Source organism: Acrocarpospora catenulata (genome assembly GCF_018476525.1).
Taxonomy (GTDB): Bacteria; Actinomycetota; Actinomycetes; order Streptosporangiales; family Streptosporangiaceae; genus Acrocarpospora; species Acrocarpospora catenulata.
Window position 1 is genome coordinate 76,628 of record NZ_JAHCST010000006.1, and the last position, 20,135, is coordinate 96,762.

The window sequence follows — 20,135 nt, forward strand, 5'->3', positions numbered from 1 at the left end:
GTGTGATGAATGCCTGATCTCACGTATACCGAACTGCTGTACCTGGCCTGTGGCGCCTTCCTGCTCACGGGCGTGATGGTGCTCTGGCGGCGTGACCTGCGCGCCGTCATCCGGCTGTTCGCCCTGCAGGGCCTGGCCCTGGCCGCCGTGATCGGCGTGCTCGCGGCCCACCAGGGCGACCTCGAACTCGCCCTGGTCGGGATCGGCGTCGGGGCGCTGCGCGCGGGGCTGTTGCCGTACCTGATGGCCAGGGCGCTGGCGGCCGGGGGCGAGGACCGGGAGACCCGGCCGCTGGTGAACGTGTCGGCGTCGCTGGTGGTGGCCGCCGCGCTGGCGATGCTGGCGTACGCGATCTCCCGCCCGCTCACCGAGCTGGCGCCCAGCCCGGCCACCCGGGCGGTGCCGGTGGCGCTGACCGTGCTGCTGGTCGGATTCTTTGTGCTGGTCACCCGGCGGCGGGCACTGTCGCAGGTGGTGGGCTTCCTGCTGATGGACAACGCGATCACCGCCACCGCCTTCCTGACCACCAGCGGGGTGCCCCTGGTGGTGGAGCTGGGCGTCTCCCTGGACGTGCTGCTGGCCATCCTGGTGCTGTACGTGCTGACCAACCGGATCCGCGCCTCCTTCGGCGGCACCGACCTGGACGAGTTGCGGGAGTTGCACGACTGATGCGCGCGAGCGAGCTGCTGGTGGCCGCGCCCGCCGGGGTTCCCCTGCTGGCCGCGGCGGTGTACGCCGTCTTCGGGTGGACCCGCAGGACCGCGTGGCTGGGGGCGGTGGCCGCGGCCCTGCTGCTGGCCGCCGCGGTCGGCCTGGCGGTCGCCGTCACCGGGAAACCGGCCCTGACGGGGTGCTGGGGGCTGCTGCGGGTGGACGCGCTCAGCGCGTACATGCTGATCGTGATCGGCGCGGTGGCGTTGCCGGCGATGTTGGCCGGGCCGGGGTACCTGGCGGACAGGACCGGGCCGCGGGCGGCGGTGCTGGCCCGCAGGTACGGGGTGTTCACCCAGCTCTTCCTGGCGGCGATGGCGCTGGCGGTGCTGGCGGCCAGCCTGGGCCTGGTGTGGGTGGCGGTCGAGGCCACCACGATCGTGACCGCGTTCCTGGTCGGGCACCGGCACACCCGCAAGGCCACCGAAGCGGCCTGGAAGTACGTGGTCATCTGCTCGGTGGGCATCGGTCTCGCGCTGCTGGGCATCGTGCTGCTGTACTTCGCGGCCCTGCACGCCGGGCTCGGCGAGGGCGAGGGCCTGGACCTGGCCCTGCTGGCCGAGCGGGCCACCGCGCTGGACCCGGGGGTGACCCGGCTGGCCGTGCTGCTGCTCCTGCTCGGGTTCGGGACCAAGGCGGGTCTGGCGCCCATGCACGCCTGGCTGCCCGACGCGCACAGCCAGGCCCCGGCGCCGGTGTCGGCGCTGATGTCGGGCGTGCTGCTGGCGGTCGCCTTCTACGCCATCCTGCGCGTCAAGGTGGTCGCCGACCAGGCGCTCGGCCCGCAGTTCACCCGCGTGCTGCTGGTGGCCGCCGCGCTGGCCTCGCTCGCGGTGGCGGCGGCGCTGCTGCTCGCCCAGCGGGACTTCAAGCGGCTGCTGGCCTACTCCAGCATCGAGCACATGGGGCTGCTGGCGCTGGGCGCGGCGGTCGGCGGCGCGCTGGCGCTCGGCGCGGTGCTGCTGCACATCCTCGGGCACGGGCTGGCCAAGTCGGCTCTGTTCCTCGGGTCGGGCCACATCCAGCGGGCGGCGGGCAACAGCCGGATCGAGTCGGTGCGCGGCCTGGCCGCGCGCGCGCCCCTGCTGGGCGGCGCGTTCGGGGTGGGCCTGCTGGCACTGCTGGGCATGCCGCCGTTCAGCCTGTTCGCCAGCGAGCTCGGCATCGCCAGGGCGGGGTTCGGCGCCGGGCTCGGCTGGGTGATCGTGGCCGCGTTCGCCCTGATGCTGGTCATCGTGGCCGCCGTCGGGCGGCACGCCCTGCTGATGCTGCTCGGCCGGTCGTCGGAGCCGGGAGATCGGACAGATCGGGTGGATCGGGGCGCCATCCCGCTGGTGGCCGCGCTGGGCGTGTGCGCGGTGCTGGGGATCACCCTCGGCCCGCTGGGCGACCTGCTGGGTTCGGCCGCCGCCATCGCCACCGGAGTCGCCCCGTGAGCATCCGCACCGTCACCGAGATCCGCCCCCGCGACCTGCCGGGGGAGGCGGAGCGGCTGCTGGGCGACGGGTACCGGCTGGCGCTGGTGTCCGCGCACGAGCAGGCCCGCGGATTCGGCCTGGTCTACCTGTTCACGGCCGCGGACCCCGACCGGCGCAGCGAACTGCGGCTGCTGGTGCCGTTCGAGAACCCGGCCGTCCCCAGCCTGGCCGGGCTCTCCTTCCCGGCCGGGCGCTTCGAGCGCGAGGTGCGCGACCTGTACGGCGTGACCCCGCTCGACCACCCGTTGCCGCGCCGTCTCGTCCGCCACCACCACTGGCCGCGCGGCTGGTATCCGATGCGCGCCGACGCGGGCCCGCCGCCCTCCTTCGGCGATCCGGAGGGGCCCTTCCCGTTCGTGACCGTGGCAGGCCCCGGCGCGTTCGAGATCCCGGTCGGGCCGGTGCACGCCGGGCTGATCGAGCCGGGACACTTCCGGTTCTCGGTGGTGGGCGAATCCATCATCAAGCTCAAGGCCCGCCTGTGGTTCGTGCACCGGGGCATCGAGAAGCTGTTCCGGGGCCGCGCCGTCGCCGACGGGCTCCCGCTGGCCGAGCGCGTCAGCGGCGACACCTCACTCGGGCACGCGCTGGCGTACTGCCTGGCCGTGGAGGAGGCGCTGGGCGTGACCGTGGAGCCGGAGGCCCAGGCGAGGCGGGCGGTGCTGCTGGAGCTGGAACGGCTCTACAACCACGTCACCGACCTTGGCGCGCTCTGCAACGACGTCGCCCACTCGATCCTGCACGCCCAGGCCGGGCGGGTCCGGGAGCGGCTCCTGCGGATCAACGCGGAGGTCACGGGCCACCGGCTGCTGCGCGAGGCGGTCTCGGTCGGCGAGGTGAAGCTGCGGTCGCTGCCCGACCCCGCCCAGCTGCGGGAGATCGGGGCCGACGTCGCCGAGATCGCCGCGCTGGCCCTCGGGCACAAGGTGGTCGCCGACCGTTTCACCGGCACCGCGGTCCTCGGCGCGCAGGCCGCCAAGGACCTCGGCACGCTCGGGTACGTCGCGCGGGCCAGCGGCCTGGACGTGGACGCCCGCCGCGACCATCCCACCCTGGACCTCGGGGCGTTCCCGCCCGCCGTCGAGAGCGGCGGGGACGTGCTGGCCAGGTTCCAGGTCCGGGTACGGGAGATCGCCGCCTCGATCGAGCTGATCGCCCGCCTGCTGGACCGCCCGCCCGCCACCGTGCCCGCGACCGGCCCGCAGGGCACCGGAGTGGGCATCGTCGAGGGCTGGCGCGGCACCATCGTGCACCGGGTGGAACTCGGCGCGGACGGCACGCTGGCCCACGTGAAGATCGTCGATCCGTCGTTCTTCAACTGGCCCGCCCTGCCGGTGGCGCTGCGCGGCGCCATCGTGCCCGACTTCCCGCTGGTCAACAAGAGCTTCAACCTGTCCTACGCGGGCAACGACCTGTGATCAGCGTGGGCTCCTTCGGGTCCGCCGGCGGCTATGAGTACGAAAGACGATCCTTTCGGGACCAAGGACCCAGGTGTCGCTGGGCCTGGCGCACGAAGGTGAGAAAGATGATCCGGGCATCGGTCTCGACACGTACCTAGGAACGGAGCGGTCATGCCCAAGCAAGCGAGCGCCCCGCCGTACCCTCGCGTACGAGGACGGAACGCATCATCTGCTGCCGTACAGGGACTATCGGCCCTTGGATCCGCCGAAGGGCGTGAGCAGTATGACCGGCGCCACCGCTGAACAGGTGGTGCCGCTCGGTGCCGCGGCCGCGGCCGTGATGAGGCCCGCGGACGTGCTGGAGGCGCTGTCGACCTCCGCCGATGGCCTGTCCTCTGGCGAGGCCGCGCGTCGACTGGCCGGGTACGGTCCGAATGCTGTGCGCTCGCACCGCGCCCGCCCGTTGCGGGTGCTGCTGCGGCAGTTGCGCTCGCCGCTGCTGGTGCTGCTCGCGGTGACGGCGCTGGCCTCGTTCTTCCTGGGCGAGCGGACCGACGCCCTGATCATCGGGGTGATCCTGCTGGCCTCGGTCGGGCTGGGCTTCTTCAACGAGTACCGCGCCGAGCGAGCCGTACAGGCGTTGCACGAGCAGATCAGGCACCACGCGGCCGTCCTGCGAGACGGCCGGCCCTGCCAGGTGGACGTCGTGGATCTGGTGCCCGGTGACGTGCTGCGGCTGCGGCTGGGCGAGGTGGTGCCCGCCGACGCACTGGTGCTGTCGGGTACGGCGCTGCAGTGCGACGAGTCCGTGCTGACCGGGGAGTCGATCCCGGTGGACAAGCCCGCGGGTTCCTCCTGCGTCCTCATGGGGTCCGTGGTGAAGGCGGGCAGCGGCAGCGCCGTGGTCGTGGCGACCGGCGGCGGCACCGCGTTCGGGAAGATCGCGCTCGGCCTGGGCGAGGAGGAGCCGCCGACGGAGTTCCAGATCGGGCTGCGGCGCTTCTCCACGCTGCTGATCAAGGTGGGTGCGGTGCTCACCGTGGCGATCTTCGTGGTGAACCTGGTGCTCCAGCGGCCGATCCTGGACGCCCTGCTGTTCTCCCTGGCGATCGCGGTCGGCATCTCCCCCCAGCTGCTGCCCGCGGTGGTCTCCACCAGCCTGGCGGCCGGGTCCCGGCAGCTCGCACGGCGTAAGGTGCTGGTCAAGCGGCTGGTGTGCATCGAGGACCTGGGCGACATCGAAGTGCTGTACACCGACAAGACCGGCACCCTCACCGAGGGCAGGATCAGCTTCATGCGTGCCCTCGACACCACCGGCGCGCCCTCGCCGCTGCCGCTGGCACCCGGCCTGATCTGCACCGACGCCGAGGTCGAGAACGGCAGGGTGGTCGTCGGCAACCCGCTGGACGCGGCCCTGTGGGAATCCCCTGGGACGTCGGCGGCGGCCGCCGGCTGGCGGCGGATCGCCACGCTGCCCTTCGACCACGACCGGCGCCTGGTGTCCGTGCTGGCCGACGATGCCGCAGGGCAGCGCATGATCATCGCCAAGGGTGCGCCGGAAACCCTGCTCGACCGATGCGTGGACGTGCCCGGCCCGGCCAGGGCCGTGCTGGAGGCCGAATTCGCGGCGGGCCACCGCACCATCGCCGTGGCCGCCAAACCCGCACCCGGCAAGGCGGAGCTGGCCTTAGACGATGAGCACGACCTGCGTCTGCTGGGATTCCTGGTCTTCCTCGACCCGCCGAAGACCAGCGCGCGTCAGGCGTTGCGGCGGCTGGCCGAGCTCGGCGTCCAGGTCAAGGTGATCACCGGCGACAACGCGCGGGTGGCCGCGCATGTCTGCCGCGAGCTCGGACTTCCCGAGGGCGGTACGCTCACCGGCGACGACCTGGCCGGCATGGACGACGAACGCCTCGCCGAGGCCATCCCCGCCACCACGGTCTTCGCCAGGATCGACCCCGAGCAGAAGGCCCGCATCGTGCGGCTGCACCGCCAGGGCGGGGTGGACGTCGCCTTCCTCGGCGACGGCGTCAACGACGCGCTCGCGCTGCACGCCGCCGACGTCGGCATCTCCGTCGACTCCGGCACCGAGGTGGCCAAGGACGCGGCCGACGTCGTCCTGCTGGAGAAGGACCTCGCTGTGCTCGCCGACGGCGTGGTGACCGGACGACGTATCTTCGCCAACACCATGAAATACGTGCTGATGGGCACCTCCAGCAACTTCGGCAACATGTTCAGCGCCGCCGGCGCCTCGGCCTTCCTCGGTTTCCTGCCGATGCTGCCCTCGCAGATCCTGCTCAACAACCTGCTGTACGACACCAGCCAGCTCGCCATCCCCACCGACACGGTCGACGAGGAGCAACTGGCCAGGCCCTCCCGCTGGGACATCACGCTGATCCGCCGCTTCATGCTCTTCTTCGGGCCGATCAGCTCCCTGTTCGACTTCGCCACGTTCGGCGTGATGCTCTGGGCGTTCTCCGCGGGGCCCGCCCTCTTCCGCTCCGGCTGGTTCGTCGAGTCGCTGGCCACCCAGACCCTCGTCATCTTCGCCGTCCGCACCCGCCGGGTTCCCTTCTTCCGCAGCCACCCCAGTGTGCCGCTGCTGCTCGCGGCGCTCGGCGTGGTGACCGTCGGGGCGGTCCTTCCCGCTACACCCTTCGCGGCCTCGCTCGGGTTCAGCCCACTGCCCGGAGCCTTCTTCCTGGCCCTGGTGCTGATGGTGCTGGCCTACCTCGCGCTGATCGAGCTCGGCAAACGCCGCTTCTTCCGTACGGCTCCCGCCGTACCACCCGAACGCCCGCGCCGGCCAGGCCACCGGACCCACCGCCGCGCCGCACACTTCAACACAACGAGCTAGAGAGGCCCCGGCTGCCCGTGCGGCGCGACGTGCTCAGGACGGTGAGGATTTCCAGGCGGCGGCCACCTCGACGGACCGCATGATGTGTTCCGGCAGTGTGGCGGTCACGACGTTCTCGATGGTGACGTTCTCCAGTAGGGCCCGCAGGTCGGCCCGCAGGGCGATCCAGACGAACTGCAGCGCCTGCGCGCTTCCCTCGTACCGCAGGTCCTGCGGGGCCTCGCCGCGTATCGTGGCCAGGGGCCCGTCCACCGCGCGGATGACGTCGGCAAGCGAGATTTCGCCGGCCTTGCGCGCGAGCAGGAAACCGCCCGTGGAACCGCGCTGGCTCGTGATGAGTCCGGCCCGGCGAAGGTCGCGGAGAATGAGATCGAGGAACTGACGCGGGATCTGTTGCGCTTGGGCGACCTCGACGGCGGAGGTCGGACCGCCGCCGGTCGCCGCGAGTTCGATCACCGCCCGCAACGCGTAGTCCGTTCGTGCCGAGAGCCTCATGGTTCCCCGAGTCTCGCCATGGGCGCATACCCTGCCTGTCCGGTTGAGTCTGAATTGTTCCGATATGCGACGTGATTAATCTACGACGGCCGCCCCGTCAGGAATACTAAACCGGCTCGGTGGCCGGGTGCCCACCGTCCAGGTACGGCCGGTGTTCACCTGCGGTGACCGCGACGTCGAGCTGGTTCCGCGGCGGCGCAGAAACCGCAGGGAAGCGTGTCGACAGGGCGGCGAGCGGCAGGACTGCCCGGTTGAAATCGATCGTCGTCTCATTCCCCACAACCGGGGCCGGAACGTGGATATTGCGGAATGGGTAGCCCATGCCCCGCGTCGCGTCGCGGAAGATGGCGTGGAAGGCCCCTCGTGGCTCGTGCGTCGCGATCAGTTCGAACCGGCGCCCATCGATTTCGAACTGGATCAGCGCGTCGAGGATGATCCAGCGTTCGTGACCGTCGGTGCACGGGGCGACGGTCCGTACGACCCGGTCGGGTTCCAGTTCCACGACCGTTGCGGGAAGTACCCAGTCGTAGTGCGGCTCGAAAACCTCAAGCCCGCCGAACGTGATCCGATGGATGCGGTCTTCGATGGCGTCCAGGGCGAAGACGCCCTCGGCGTCGATGAGATTCCGTTGCTGCGGGGTCAGCGATTCCAGGTCCACACTGTTGTTGGGCAGGCAGAGCGGCACTCTGATGAGCCTGTCGTCCCAGGTGTGGGCGAGGTCGGAGCCGACCGGCGAACTGGGTTGGATCTGGTGCACGTCGTCGGGGTAGGGCGCGACACCCGCCGAGCCGCGCACGCGGATACCGCACATCGCGGAGAGAGGCCCGTACGGGGCCGCGAGCGCTTCCGCCCGCGCGGCGTGCCAGTGCCGCCACTCGTCGATGTAGGCCAACTCTCACTCCTTCATGACGGCGCTCCCGGGTTCCCGCCCGAGGGTGCTCAGGCGGGAACAGGGAACAGGAACGGAGAACAGCTACTTGGCCCACTCGAGATCGTAGGCACGGTTGAGGTCGTCGGCCCGGGGGGTGTACTTGATCCGCTTGGACACCACGTAGGTCTGAGGCTGGGGCCACATGTCGATGATGCGGACCGTGCGGATGTTCTCGGCCGTGAACCGCTTGATCGCCGCTGCCTGCTCCGCTACCGTCTTCGCGGTCCACGCGGCCTGGACGGCGGCGTCGATCTCGGAGCTGACCGGGCCTTTCGCGTTGGTCGCGGGGTAGGCCTCCTTCGACTGGTACTTGAGCGTGGCCTCGGCGCTGGAGTTCGACGGCGACGCCTCACCGATGAAGATGAGCTCGGGGGCCGTCTCCTCGGACTTGAGCAGATCGCTCCAGGTCGCCAGCGGCAGCCGGCGCAGCGCCGCGTCGAACCCGACGGCCTTGAGCTGCTCCACGATGACCTCAGAGGTCTGCGGGCCGCCGGGGAACTGGTACTCGGCGACCGCGAGTTCCGCCCTGGCGCCCACCGCGCCGGCCTCCTCGAGCAGTTTCCGCGCCCGCGGCGGATCGTAGGGCCACGGCTCCAGGTCCTCCTGGTAGCCGACGTAACCGATGCCGAACGGCTGCTTGCGCGACGGCTCGACCAGGCCCTTGAGGATCGTCTTGGTGATGGTCGCCCGGTCGATGGCGATCGCCGCCGCCTCGCGGACCCGAGGGTCGTCCCACGGCTTCTTCGAGGCGTTGACCTGCAGGATGTGGATGCGGTTACCCGGCCGACCGCCCGTGATGAAGTCGCCGGTCGCCTCGAACTGCTCAAGGTCCGACGGGCTGAGCTGCACCGCGACGTCGATCTCGTTGGCGAGCACACCCGAGATGATCGCCGCCTGTTCGCTGAACACGCGGTACTCGACGCTCTTGACCTGCGGTGCCTCGCCGAAGTACGTCTCGTTGACGGCCAGCTTGATGCTCTGGTCCGGGGCGAACGACACGAGCTTGTAGGGGCCGGACGCGTTGACTTCGGTGTTCGGGTCGTGGGTCTTGAGCCACTCGATCGGCAGGAGGTGCCACCCGGCCACGATTCCGGGGAAGGACAGGAAGGTGCCCTGCGTGCGGAACACCACCTCGGTGTCGGAGGTCGCCTCCGCCTCCCGCACCGCCGAGACCACCTTGGCGCCGGCGACGAGCTTCGCGTCGTTCTTGAGCCGCTCGAAGTTGCTCACCACGGTCCGCGCGGTCAGCGGCTCGCCGTCCTCGAAGGTGACGCCGGAGCGCAGTTTGAAGGTCCAGACGTCGTCGGCGGTCTGGCTCCATTCGGTGGCGAGGTCACCCACGAGCTTTCCGTCGGCGCCGAACCGGGTCAGCGCGGCGTAGACGTTGCCGACGACGGTCAGGTTGGCCTTGCTGTTGGAGGCGAGCCCGGGGTCGAGGCTGACCACGCTCGACACGGCGATCACGACGGGCGCTTCGCGGTCGGCGGCCGGGGCCGCTCCCGTGGAGCCGCCGCAGCCGGCCAGAGCCACCGATGCCGCGAGCGCGGTGATCACCACGGAGTTTCCGGCACGTCGTCGACGCGCCCGGCGGAGAATGGGCATGACTTACCTTTCCTGGTTCTTCCGGGCCGTGCCGGTCGGTGTGGCCTTTGGCCCTGGCGCTTCGGCGAGCCGGTCGTAGGCGGGGACGAGCACCTGGTCGAAGGTGAGCTCCCGCGCGCCGGCGGCACCGGGAACGGGTTCGACGCCCGCGCGGAAGGTGGGCACCGCGAACCGGGTAGGCCCGCCGACGTCGAGGACGAGCGTGTCGAACAGCTCCCAGGGGAACTCGGCGCGAACGCGCCCGGACAGCAACGCACCGCCCGAGGCCGCTTCGCTGATCACGACGTTGACGGCCTGCGCGGCTCCCAGCAGGTGCCCTCGCCCGATGTCGCCCGCCAGGTGCGTCTGGCCGTGCTCGCTGAGCAGTTCCCTGACGAGGCGAAGGTGCCCCCGCACGATCGCGGCGAGTTCACCGTCGAGCCCGCCGAGTACGGCGTCGAGCTCGGCGGCGACACCGTCGAGCCCGCCGCCGAGTTCGCCGTCGAGTTCGCCGCCGAGTTCGAGGAGCACGGCGGAGACCACCGCCTCGCCCCACGCCGACGCGCGGATCAGGTCCAGTGCCTCCCGCAGTACCGGCACTCGCCCGTCGGCGCCGGGAATGGCGCCCGCACGGAGTACCTCGGCGATCGGTGTCGCGAGTTCCTCGGTGAGAATGGCGACCACCTCGTGGCCCCTGGTGGTCAGGTGCGGAAACGCGCGCAGTCGCCGCGGCGGGATGATGAACGTCGCGCGCCGCGTCACCGTCATGAAGGAGTTGATCCCGTTGCGGTGCCGGGCGCCCACCGCGGGGTGCGCGTCGGCGGCGTCGGAGCCGTTCATGATCGCACGGGTGTTGTTGAAGTCACGCAGCTCCCGCTGCAACGAGACGAAATGCGTCCCGGGCGCCCCGTCGTCGAGGGTCGCGAAGTCGCGTCGATTGATCAACGGGACGTCGTTGACCCGGGCCCGCGCCGCCGCCTGGGCATGGCCGATGATCCCGTGCTCGGCGACGGTCGCGCGAGCCTTGAGGTGGTCACTGGGCGCGTCGTCGACGAAGGCCTCCGCCTCGGCCGCGGAGACGGTCGGCGCGTGCAGCAACGCCGACTGCTCGTCGCGGTCCTTGGCGTGCCATTGCTCCAGGTTCAGCACGATCCGGCTCACGTGCGCGGTCGTTCCACCGGCCCACTCCCCTTCACGGATCGTGACGGTCTCCTCCGGCGCCTGGCTCTTGCGGTACACCGAACGGAATCCGAACAGCAACGGGGAGGACTCGGGGATCGCCACCGAGCTGACCCGTTCCGCGGGCAGCCCGGCGCCCACGAAACCGGTCCGCTCGTCGCGCAGCCGCAGCACGCCGTCGAGCCCGGTGCCCTCCGGGCCGAAGAGGAGTCCCTTCGCCGCGTGCAGCGGAGCCTCCTCGTCGCTCGCGAGGTGGATGAAGAAGTCGTAGTCCTCAAGGACCGGGTCCTCCCACCGCGCCATCTTGACCGGCCGGTTGACCGGCGAGGCCGTGTGGGTGAAGCGCTCGAACCAGGTCGTCCCCCAGCCGAGCGTGGTCAGCAGTCCCGCCGGGCCGTACGGGTGGCGTCGTTCGAGTTCCGCGAAGAGCGTTTCCAGCGCCGACTGGTCACGCGACGTCGGCGTCCGCACGACGTCGCCCAGCAACAGCAGATGGAACCTGGGGGGAAGCGGGCGGCCCTGCTCGTCCCGGGCGAAGGTGGCCTCCCATTCGTGCTGCCCCACCGGTAGCCCGCTCACGTCAGCACCCGCTCGCGGAGGAACTCCCGGTCCTTGCGGAGTTCGGCGAAACGCGGCAGGGACACCCCGCCGGCCTCCGGCGGGGTCGCGTAGATTCCGAAGGTGGTCCCCTGCGCCGCCGTACGCTCCCGCGCGGCCGCGATGATGGTCGCGGCGAGGCCGTGCGCGCTGACCAGCCCGTCGACCAGCGGGCTCTGGCTGGCGTGCACCGAGTACGCCCGGGTGTCCGGCTCCAGCGACAGCCAGGTCGGCCGCACGATCGTCCAGCTCAGCGAGGTGCTCCGCAGCGCGCGTTCGAACTCGTGCAGTCCCCAGGTGCCGGCCTTGGCGTTCGGGTGCGCCCGGCCGTGCCCGACCAGGAAGTGGCTGACCAGCACGGTGTGGGCCGAGGGCGCCCGCGCGGCGAGCGAGGCGACCAGGGAGGTCGCCAGGAGCCGGATCCGGCTCTCGTCGCCGGGCGCCGGGGTGGACTGCGGCGCGATGACGACCACGTCCGCCCCTTCCGCCAGGGCGCCCGCGTCGGAGTGGCGGGCGCTGGGCCCGTCGATCGTGTCCAGGACGTGCGCGCCGGCGGCGGCCGCCTGGCGCAGCGCGGCCGCCGACATCCAGGGGCGGACGTTGAACTCGACCCCTGGGTCCAGTTCCTCGGTGACGTGCAGCCCGGGCGTCAGCTGAACGATTCTCATGCGGTGTTCCTCCCAATCGCGGGGTTCGGGTGACCGGCCCACCTGCGGCGGCCGGCATCCTGCAGGGCCAACGGCGTGTGTCCCTGGTCGCGCTCGATCAGCGCGCTGCCGGGCGGCACGATCTCGTCGATCGCGTCGAGTACGGCGTCGTCCAGGCCGGCCTCGGGCGCGGACAGGGCGGCCCGCAGATGGTCGGCCGTGCGCGGTCCGACGATGGCCGAGCTGACCGCGCGGTGGTGCAGGACGAAGGCGATGGCCAGCTCGATCAGTGTCAGGCCGGCCTCGTCCGCCAGCGCGCTGAGGCGGCCGACCGCCGCCAGCTTGCGCTGGTTCTCCTCAAGCGTCAGGTTCGTGCGCTCCGGCTGTTTGCGCAGGCGCTGCGACCAGCTCTGCACGGCGTGCTCCTCGCCTGAGCGGGTCAGGCTTCCAGAGAGCCAGCCGGCGGCGAGGGGGCTCCACGACAGCACCCCGATGCCGTACTGCTCGGCGACAGGGAGCACCGCGCGCTCGGCGCCGCGGACCAGGATCGAGTACGGCGGCTGCTCGGTGGCCGGGCGCTCCCGGTGCCGCAGCAGGGCCACCAGCTGGGCCTCGACGAGCTGGTGCGCCTCGAAGGTGGAGGTCCCGAAGTAGCGGATCTTGCCCTGTGACACCAGATCGGTCAGCGCGCCGAGCGTCTCGTCGATGTCGGTCAGCTCGTCGGGCCGATGGGACTGGTAGATGTCGATGTAGTCGGTGCGCAGCCGCCTGAGGCTCAGCTCGACGGCCTGGAAGATCCACCGGCGGGTCCCGCCCTGGCGGAGCGGGCCGCCCTTGGGCCGGAAGAACTTCGTGGCGAGCAGGACGTCGTCGCGGGCGCCGCGCTCGGCGAGGACCTCCCCGATCACCTCCTCGGACTGTCCCTGGAAGTACGAGTCGGCGGTATCGATCACGTTGATGCCCGCGTCCAGAGCCGTATGGATGACCTGGCGACTGGTTTCGTGGTGCTCGGCCGTGGCGTGGCCGAGGTTGAGCGTGCCGAGGGTGAGCGGGGTGACCTGCAGGCCGGTCCGGCCGAGGATGCGGTGTGACATGGGGTCCTTTCGGGCTACCACAGAGCGGGAGACTCCAGTTCCTCGTCGATGAGGAACTGGCCGAGCAGCCGCGCCTTGGTCGCGGCGGGATTGTGCGTGGAGACCGTCCGGATGTTGCGCCAGTGCCGGTCGAGGTTGAGCCTGCCGCGCGTCGAGGACGCCCCGCCGAGATCGAACAGCAGGTTGGCCGCGTACGGCCCGGCCTGGTCGATCACCACCTTCGCGCGCGCGATGCGGACGGCGAACTCCCGGGCCAGGGACGGGTCCGGATCACGGGCCAGCACCGTCGCCATCGCCCGGTCGAAGGCCCGCGCCGCCGAGCGGACCAGGTCGCCGGCGAGGGCGGCGACCGACGCCAGCTCGCCGACCACCCGCCACAGCTGCGGGTCGTTGACCGGGTCGGCGGCGAGCGCGGTGGAGAAGTTGCGGGTACGGGAGCGCAACAGCGCGATCCCGTCGTCGACGACGCCGCGCAGGATGCCCACCTGCATGGCGAGGATGTAGATCTGGCCGAGCACGTAGTAGTTCAGGTCGGTGCCGGAGCCCTCGCCGTCCTCGATCAGCTCGTCGTCGCCGACGGCGACGTCGTCGAAGACGGTCGTACCGGAACCGGTGAGGCGCTGGCCGAAGCCGTCCCAGTCGTGCAGCAGGCGCACCCCCTCCCGGCGGCGGGGCACCACCGCCGTCACGCTGCGGCCGTCCGATGCGACCGATGCGGAGACCGCGAGCAGGTCCACGTACGGGCTGCCGGTGGAGTAGAACTTCTCCCCGGACAGGTGCCGGCCGGTGGCGTCCGAGGTGACCGTGGTGGAGAACTTCTCGACGCGGAGCCTCCCGACCGCGCTCGCGGAGAGCTCTCCGGCCAGGTTCGCGAACAACTCGCCCGCCGCCGCACGGCGCAGCCAGTACGCGCGCTCGCGCTCCCGCGTCGAACGCAGCCGCGCCTCGACGAAGGCGAAGTGCGTACGCACGATGTGGGCCAGGTTCGGGTTGACCTGGGCGATGTCGGCCACGATGGCGAGCAGGTCCTCGATCGAGCCGCCGCTGCCGCCGTACTCCACCGGTACCCGGAAGGCGCTGAACCCCGAGGAGCGCAGGAGTTCGACGAGATCGGTGAATCCTTCGAGCTGCTCCTCCCGCCCGCGCGAGCGCTCGGCGATCTCCGCCAGGAAGGCGCGGTAGCGGTCGGAGTCGCGGGTCAGGACGGTTTCCAGTCGTGTGGTCACTGGTTCCTCCCATTGCCGGCCCGCACGAGCGGGCCGCGGTCGGCGGCGAAGACGGGTTCGCCGGTCAGCAGATGCCGCCCGACCGCCTGCTGCAGGTAGGAGTGGGGCAGCGCGCGGGTCGAAGCGAGAAAGTAGGTGAGCGCATCGAGATAGGGGTCGGCCTGGGCCTCGCCGGGAACCAGGTCGTGCTGCGTCCACGCGGCGAGGTTCGCCACCGCCGCGGCCGTCGCCGCGATCCGTCGCCCGATCTGGTCGCCCGCGCCGCCGGAGCCGGGGGCGAACTGCCCGGCGGCCTCCTCGACCAGGGCGTCGAGCGCGGTCGCCCCGGCCCACGCGATGGCGTCCACCCGGCCCAGCCGCTCCAGGGTCAGGGGATCATCCGTGGGCGCGGCTCCGCCGGCGGTGACCTGATGCGCCGCGACCTCGCGCCAGCGCAGCAGCGCGCCGACGCTGACCGCGGTCGCCCACACCGTCGCGTAGGGCCGGCGCAGCTCAGGGTCGGCCAGTCGCGCCCGCGCCACGCCTGTGCCGAGGAGGTGCGCTTCGGGCTCGCCGCGGTGGCCGAGCTCCAGGGCGACACCCCAGGACTCCACCGGGCTGAGCGGGGCCGGCTCTGCGGTCAGCAGCGGTTCGAGCTCACGCCGGCTCGTCGTGGCGGGCAGCCCGGCCAGCCACTGCCGTCCCGCGCGGAGGCGTTCGTCGCTCTCCAGGACCAGCCGTGCGGTGGTCACCGGCGAGTCGGCCGGTCGGTCGCCGGTGGTGCCGGAGGGTCTCCCGGCCCCGCCGCGGGAGCCGGCCGACGACGGCCGCCACGGCGGCGTCGGCAGGCCGAGGTGATCCCGCAGCGTGGTGCCCTGGTAGTCGGCACGGTAGAGGCCCCGCTCCTGCAGGATCGGGACCACCTCGTCGACGAAGGCGGCGAGTCCTTCCTCGACCACGTCGAACCCGAGGTTGAACCCGTCGGCCGCGCCGCTGCGGTACCAGTGTTCGAGCTTGTCGGCCAGGCCCCGCGGGGTTCCCACGAATCCGGTGTGCCCGGCCCCCGTGCGCAGGATCTCCCGCACTGTCCTGCCCTGGTCGACCAGGTGCAGGACGGAGTCGACGAACCCCTCGGAGTTGCGGCGGTACTGCCGTTCGACGTCGATGCGGTCGCGGTCGATCGGCTTGTCGAGGTCGAGCGTCGCGGGATCGAGCCCCAGGCGCCCGGCGAGGAACTCCAGCCGGTGTGCGCTGTCGCCCAGCTCGTCCAGTTCCGCGCGGCGCCGGTGCGCCTCCTCGTCGGTGCTGGCGAGGTTCACCGTGACGCCCGGCATCACCAGGATCTCCGCCGGGGAGGAGCGCTCCACCCGGGACCGCGCGGCGGCCAGCTTCTTGCGATAGTCGACCGCCACCTGGCGTTCGCTGGCTGCCACGAAGACGGCGTCGGCGAAGCGCGCCGCGAGTTCCAGCCCGTGCGGGGACGCGCCGGCCTGCAGAATGACCGGGTAGCCCTGGGCCGAGGGCGGGACCGCGGATCCGCCGCGGACCCGGAAGTGCCTGCCCTCGTAGTCGATGCCCCGGACCTTGCCGCGCTCGGCGAAGACGCCCCGGGCCTTGTCCGCGACGACCGCGTCGGGCGCCCAGGTCTGCCACAGCCCGAGCACGACCTCGACGAACTCGCTCGCCCTCGCGTAGCGCTCGGCCTTCTCGATCATCGTGTCCAGGCCGTAGTTCAGCGCGACCGCGGGGGTGTGGTTGGTGACGATGTTCCAGCCCACCCGGCCGTTGGAGACCCGGTCCACCGACAGCAGCGACCGGGCCAGGTTGTACGGGTGGTGCCAGGTGGTCGAGATCGTGGCGACCAGCCCGATCCGCTCGGTGTGCTGCGCCAGGGCCGACAGCAGCACCAGCGGATCGAAGCTCTGGTGCTGCGGGGTCGTCTCCACGTCGGGCGACAGCCGCGGGACGTCGGAGAGGAAGAAGGCGTCGATGAGACCTCGCTCGGCGAGGCGTGCCACGCGCACGAAGTAGTCGAGGCTGAACCCCGCCTGGGCGTCGGCCTCGGGAAGCCGCCACGCGCCGTTGTGCGAGCCGACCCCCGTGATGTTCACCCCGATGTGGATGCCGTTGCCGTTCTGTCTTGTCACGATGCGGCCCTCCTGGACTCCGTGATCTCCGCGCCCGCCTGATCGGCCGCGCCCGCCGAGGTCGCGGCCAGGACGCCGCCGGCGGCGACCGCAGCGATCAACTCGGCCGTGTAGGGGTGCCTCGGCGCACCCAGGACACTCGCGACGTCGCCGTGCTCGACGACCTCGCCTTCGTTCATGACCAGAACCCGCGAGCACAGATAGGCGATGACGCCGAGGTCGTGCGAGATCACCAGGAACGCCGTGCCGTGGCTGCGGTTCAGCTCGATGATCAAGTCGAGGATCCGCTTCTGGATCGTCGCGTCCAGCGCCGAGACCGGCTCGTCGGCGACGATCAGTTTGGGCCGGCTCACCAAGGCGCGTGCGATGCCGACCCGCTGTCGTTCGCCGCCGGACAGCTGCCGGGGATGGCGCCCGGCGAAGCCGGCGTCGAGCCCGACCGCGCTCAGGACTTCACCGAGGCCGGTCCAGCCGAGCTCGGGCAGGGTGCGCCCGCTCGCCCGCAGCGGCTCCAGGACCGATTCCGCCACCGTGTAGCGCGGGTTGAGCGCGCCGTAGTTGTCCTGGAAGACGAACTGGACATCGCGCCGCCACATGGCCCGCTCCCGGCGGCTGAGGCCGGTCACGTCACGGCCGTCGAACTGGACGGTGCCGGTGTCGGGCGTGACCAGACCGACGAGCATCCGCGCGGTCGTCGTCTTGCCCGACCCCGACGCGCCGACCAGGCCGACGATCTCGCCGGGGTGCACGGCCAGGCTCACGGCCTCGACCGCCGCACGCGGTCGGGTGCGCGGCCCGCCGCCAGGACTCTTGGCCTGCGGCGCGTACCTTTTGGTGACCTGCCGCACCGAGACGACGGGGGGCTCGCCTGTGGGGGGTGCCGGGCGCTCGTGGAGACGCGGGCCCGACAGCAGCACCGACGGCGACGCGGCGAGCAGCTCCCGGGTGTAGGGATGGACGGGCGTGGTCAGCAGGCCCCGGGTGTCGCCCGCCTCGACGACCTCGCCGCGGCGCATGACCACGGTACGGTCGCAGCGGTCCCGCACGACGTCGAGGTTGTGTGAGATGAGGACCACCGACAGGTCCCGCGACCGGCGCAGCGAACCGATCAGGTCGAGGATCTGGCGCTGGACCACGGCGTCGAGCGCGGTGGTGGCCTCGTCGGCGACGAGCAGCTTGGGGTCGCGGGCCAGCGCCATGGCGATCACCACCCGCTGGGCGATCCCCCCGGACAGCTCATGCGGGTACTGCCGGAGCCGCCGTGCCGCCTGGTCGATCTCCACGGTCTCCAGCAGTTCCCGTACCCGCCGCGCGTCGGCGAGCCGGCCGCGCTCGCGGGTCGCGGGCAGCGCCTCACGGACCTGGCTGAAGACCGTCATCCTGGGGTTGAGCGCGGTCGCGGCGTTCTGGAAGATGACGCCGATGTGGTGAGCGTGAATGGATCGCCAGGCCCGGGCGTCGGCGTTGGTGACGTCTCGGCCGAGGATCTCGATGGTCCCGGCGCTGACCCTGGCGGTGCCCGGCAGCAGGCCCGTGGCCGCCTTGGTCAGCATCGTCTTGCCCGAGCCGGACTCGCCGACGATGCCGAAGATCTCACCGGGAGCGACATCGAGGCTGACGCGGGCGACGACCTCCCGTTCGCGCCCGTCCCGGGTGGCCGTGACCGTGAGGTCGCGTACGGACAGCACGTGTCCTGTGGAGTTCACGTGTCGGCTCCTTCCAGCGAGAACCGCTTGGCCAGCGCGTCACCGAGTAACTGGGCCGAGAACAGCAGCGCGGCCAGCGCCAGGCCGGAGAAGACCGACACCCACCACGCCGAGGCGATCTGCGTCCGCCCGAGGCTGACCATCAGGCCCCAGTCCGCGGTGGGCGGCTGGATGCCCAGGCCGAGGAAGCTCAGGCTGGCCTCCATCAGCACCGCCGTGACGAAGTTCGCCGTCGCGGTCACCGCGATGACCGGCAGCAGCGCCGGGACGAGGTGCCGGGTGATGATGGTGCGGGTCGGCAGGCCGAAGACCCGCGCCGCTTCGACGAAGGCCCGGTTGCGCAGGCCCTGGGCGAGCGCTCGCGTCACCCGGAAGTGGAGCGGCCAGGACTCCAGCGCGATCACCAGGATCACGTTGACGAAGCCCCCGCCGAGCATCGCCAGGACGAACAGGGCGATGACGATGCCGGGCACCGAGAGCTGGATGTCGGCGACACGGGCGAGCACGGAGTCGAGCCGGCCGCCACGGAAGCCGGCGAGCACGCCGAACGCCACCCCGACGGCCACGGCGGCCGCCACGGCGAGCACGCCGATCAGCAGCGGAGGACGCCCGCCGTGCAGCACCCGGGAGAACACGTCCCGGCCGAACAGGTCGGTGCCGAACAGGTGGCCGTCCGTCAGCGACGGCGGCTGGGACATGCTCGCCAGATCCTGGGCGTTGGGCGGGTACGGCGCCAGGAGCGGGGCGAAGACGATCGCCAGGGTGATCAGCGCCGCCGGGGCCACGGCGGCGTAGCGCCACCACTGCCGGCGCCTGGCGCCTCGCCCCCGCGTGCCGGGGGCGGTGAGACCGGCCAAGGTGCTCATTGGTCAGGCCCTCCGGCTCGCGAGCGGGTCGACCAGCGCCGCCAGGATGTCGGTGACCAGCGTCGCCAGGATGTAGGCGACCGCGACCAACAGGACGCCGGTCAGCGCGACGGAGTAGTCGCGGTCGTTGACCGCGTCGATCAGCATCGAGCCGACCCCCGGCCAGCGGAAGATGACCTCGATCGTGACGGCTCCGGCGATCAGCCCGCCGAGCTGGATGCCCATCAGCGACAGCGCGGGGCCGAGCGCGTTGAGGCCGACGTGGCGCAGCAGCACCCGGTTGCGGCTCACCCCCTTGGCGACCGCGGTGATGACGTGATCCTCGCCCGCCGTCTCCAGCACCTGGGCCCGGTACAGGCGCGCGGCGCCCGGCAGCACGCCGATCGTCAGCACCGTCGCCGGCAGGATGAGGTTCTCGACGGTGCCGTACCCCGCCGAGGGGAGCACGCGCAGGTGGACGCTGAACAGGATCACCAGGAGCAGGGCCAGGTAGAAGGCGGGCAGCGAATGCCCGATCCGGCTCAGCCCGAGCGGCAGCGACCGGAGCGGCCACCAGCGGCTCGTCGCGGAGACGTATCCGATGAGCAGGCCGAGGAGGTTGCCGGCCACGAAGGCGACGGAGCCGAGCAGCGCCGTGGCGGGGACCGCGTCCAGGACCACGTCGATGGCGGGTACGTGGTAGTTCACCGAGTCGGGGAAGCTGCCGGTGAAGGTCTTCACGAAGAAGTCGACGTACTGCCGCGGCAGCGGCTGGTCGAAACCGTACGCCGCGGCGATGCGGTCGATCTCTTCCTGGCTGGCGTCCGGCGGCGCGACCAGGCGTTCGGGGCTGCCGGTCGCGTTGAGGAAGACGAAGGCGCCGGTGACCGCCATCCAGACGGCCAGGAGGCCCTGCAGCAGGCGCCGGAGCAGGAACCGTCCTGACAACGGCACGCGCACGGTGTCGGACCAGCGCACTGCCTTCGGCACGCGCGTCATGGGGCACCTCACTCGCAAAAGAGGATTTAACCAATCAGATAAGTAGGTTTTTGGCCGGCAATGGTCCCTGCGGGACGCGAGCGCGTCAGCGTGATAGAGGGTCTGCCGGGAATGTGTGCGGCGACCGCCGGTCCGGTATCCGGCGGAGCTCTAAGCCAGGCCGCCTCGGCGGCGGAACGTTGGTGCGAGGTGCAGCCGACATCGGCACGAGTCGGGCGCGCGGCCGATCGGCCCCACACCCGGCTTCGTCTGGATGAACATCG

General features: G+C 71.5%; 15 protein-coding genes. 4 read left to right on the forward strand and 11 right to left on the reverse strand.

Going from position 1 to position 20,135, the window contains the following annotated elements:
• Positions 1-9 precede the first annotated feature (9 nt).
• The 4 genes from KIP79_RS08200 to mgtA all read left to right on the forward strand — a co-directional run bounded on the left by KIP79_RS08200 (position 10) and on the right by mgtA (position 6,446).
• Positions 10-669 (forward strand): hypothetical protein, encoded by a 660-nt coding sequence (locus KIP79_RS08200; RefSeq protein ID WP_214104084.1) that lies wholly within the window; start codon positions 10-12, stop codon positions 667-669.
• Positions 669-2,147 (forward strand): proton-conducting transporter transmembrane domain-containing protein, encoded by a 1,479-nt coding sequence (locus tag KIP79_RS08205; RefSeq protein ID WP_214104085.1) that lies wholly within the window; start codon positions 669-671, stop codon positions 2,145-2,147. Before KIP79_RS08200 ends, KIP79_RS08205 begins: the two co-directional genes overlap by 1 nt.
• Positions 2,144-3,607, forward strand: coding sequence for a hydrogenase large subunit (locus tag KIP79_RS08210; protein WP_308169620.1), 1,464 nt, complete (start codon positions 2,144-2,146; stop codon positions 3,605-3,607). Before KIP79_RS08205 ends, KIP79_RS08210 begins: the two co-directional genes overlap by 4 nt.
• Before the next feature lie 265 nt (positions 3,608-3,872).
• A complete protein-coding gene (mgtA, locus tag KIP79_RS08215; RefSeq protein ID WP_214104260.1) occupies positions 3,873-6,446 on the forward strand; it encodes a magnesium-translocating P-type ATPase in 2,574 nt (857 codons plus the stop codon).
• A 33-nt stretch (positions 6,447-6,479) separates the two neighbouring features.
• Here the strand turns inward: mgtA and KIP79_RS08220 are convergent, their stop codons facing one another.
• The 11 genes from KIP79_RS08220 to KIP79_RS08270 all read right to left on the reverse strand — a co-directional run bounded on the left by KIP79_RS08220 (position 6,480) and on the right by KIP79_RS08270 (position 19,872).
• On the reverse strand, positions 6,480-6,941 hold the full coding sequence (locus KIP79_RS08220; protein ID WP_214104086.1) for an RrF2 family transcriptional regulator: 462 nt from the start codon (positions 6,939-6,941) through the stop codon (positions 6,480-6,482).
• Between the two features lie 106 nt (positions 6,942-7,047).
• Positions 7,048-7,833: a DUF1684 domain-containing protein gene (locus tag KIP79_RS08225; protein WP_214104087.1), complete on the reverse strand. Its 786-nt coding sequence runs from the start codon at positions 7,831-7,833 to the stop codon at positions 7,048-7,050.
• 81 nt (positions 7,834-7,914) lie between these two features.
• Positions 7,915-9,474, reverse strand: a complete 1,560-nt coding sequence (locus KIP79_RS08230) for an ABC transporter substrate-binding protein (protein ID WP_214104088.1) — start codon at positions 9,472-9,474, stop codon at positions 7,915-7,917.
• 3 nt (positions 9,475-9,477) lie between these two features.
• Positions 9,478-11,211: a DUF7405 family protein gene (locus KIP79_RS08235; protein WP_214104089.1), complete on the reverse strand. Its 1,734-nt coding sequence runs from the start codon at positions 11,209-11,211 to the stop codon at positions 9,478-9,480.
• Positions 11,208-11,897 (reverse strand): NAD(P)H-binding protein, encoded by a 690-nt coding sequence (locus KIP79_RS08240; RefSeq protein WP_214104090.1) that lies wholly within the window; start codon positions 11,895-11,897, stop codon positions 11,208-11,210. The genes KIP79_RS08235 and KIP79_RS08240 overlap by 4 nt, the downstream gene beginning before the upstream one ends.
• A complete protein-coding gene (locus KIP79_RS08245; protein WP_214104091.1) occupies positions 11,894-12,970 on the reverse strand; it encodes an aldo/keto reductase in 1,077 nt (358 codons plus the stop codon). The genes KIP79_RS08240 and KIP79_RS08245 overlap by 4 nt, the downstream gene beginning before the upstream one ends.
• Positions 12,971-12,984: 14 nt before the next feature.
• Positions 12,985-14,196, reverse strand: coding sequence for an acyl-CoA dehydrogenase family protein (locus KIP79_RS08250; RefSeq protein WP_214104092.1), 1,212 nt, complete (start codon positions 14,194-14,196; stop codon positions 12,985-12,987).
• Entirely contained in the window at positions 14,193-16,322 is a 2,130-nt protein-coding gene (locus KIP79_RS08255) for an NtaA/DmoA family FMN-dependent monooxygenase (protein WP_214104093.1), read from the reverse strand. Before KIP79_RS08255 ends, KIP79_RS08250 begins: the two co-directional genes overlap by 4 nt.
• Positions 16,319-18,028, reverse strand: coding sequence for a nickel ABC transporter ATP-binding protein NikE (nikE, locus tag KIP79_RS08260; protein WP_214104094.1), 1,710 nt, complete (start codon positions 18,026-18,028; stop codon positions 16,319-16,321). Before nikE ends, KIP79_RS08255 begins: the two co-directional genes overlap by 4 nt.
• A complete protein-coding gene (locus KIP79_RS08265) occupies positions 18,025-18,894 on the reverse strand; it encodes an ABC transporter permease (RefSeq protein ID WP_214104095.1) in 870 nt (289 codons plus the stop codon). The genes nikE and KIP79_RS08265 overlap by 4 nt, the downstream gene beginning before the upstream one ends.
• 3 nt (positions 18,895-18,897) lie before the next feature.
• Entirely contained in the window at positions 18,898-19,872 is a 975-nt protein-coding gene (locus tag KIP79_RS08270; protein WP_214104096.1) for an ABC transporter permease, read from the reverse strand.
• Between the last annotated feature and the right edge of the window lie 263 nt (positions 19,873-20,135).

What these genes read in the sequence shown, in the direction of transcription:
- KIP79_RS08200 (WP_214104084.1), top strand. Translation starts at nt 10, where the DNA reads ATGCCTGATCTCACGTATACCGAACTGCTGTACCTGGCCTGTGGCGCC.
- KIP79_RS08205 (WP_214104085.1), top strand. Translation starts at nt 669, where the DNA reads ATGCGCGCGAGCGAGCTGCTGGTGGCCGCGCCCGCCGGGGTTCCCCTG.
- mgtA (WP_214104260.1), top strand. Translation starts at nt 3,873, where the DNA reads ATGACCGGCGCCACCGCTGAACAGGTGGTGCCGCTCGGTGCCGCGGCC.
- KIP79_RS08220 (WP_214104086.1), bottom strand. Translation starts at nt 6,941, where the DNA reads ATGAGGCTCTCGGCACGAACGGACTACGCGTTGCGGGCGGTGATCGAA.
- KIP79_RS08230 (WP_214104088.1), bottom strand. Translation starts at nt 9,474, where the DNA reads ATGCCCATTCTCCGCCGGGCGCGTCGACGACGTGCCGGAAACTCCGTG.
- KIP79_RS08240 (WP_214104090.1), bottom strand. Translation starts at nt 11,897, where the DNA reads ATGAGAATCGTTCAGCTGACGCCCGGGCTGCACGTCACCGAGGAACTG.
- KIP79_RS08245 (WP_214104091.1), bottom strand. Translation starts at nt 12,970, where the DNA reads ATGTCACACCGCATCCTCGGCCGGACCGGCCTGCAGGTCACCCCGCTC.
- KIP79_RS08265 (WP_214104095.1), bottom strand. Translation starts at nt 18,894, where the DNA reads ATGAGCACCTTGGCCGGTCTCACCGCCCCCGGCACGCGGGGGCGAGGC.
- KIP79_RS08270 (WP_214104096.1), bottom strand. Translation starts at nt 19,872, where the DNA reads ATGACGCGCGTGCCGAAGGCAGTGCGCTGGTCCGACACCGTGCGCGTG.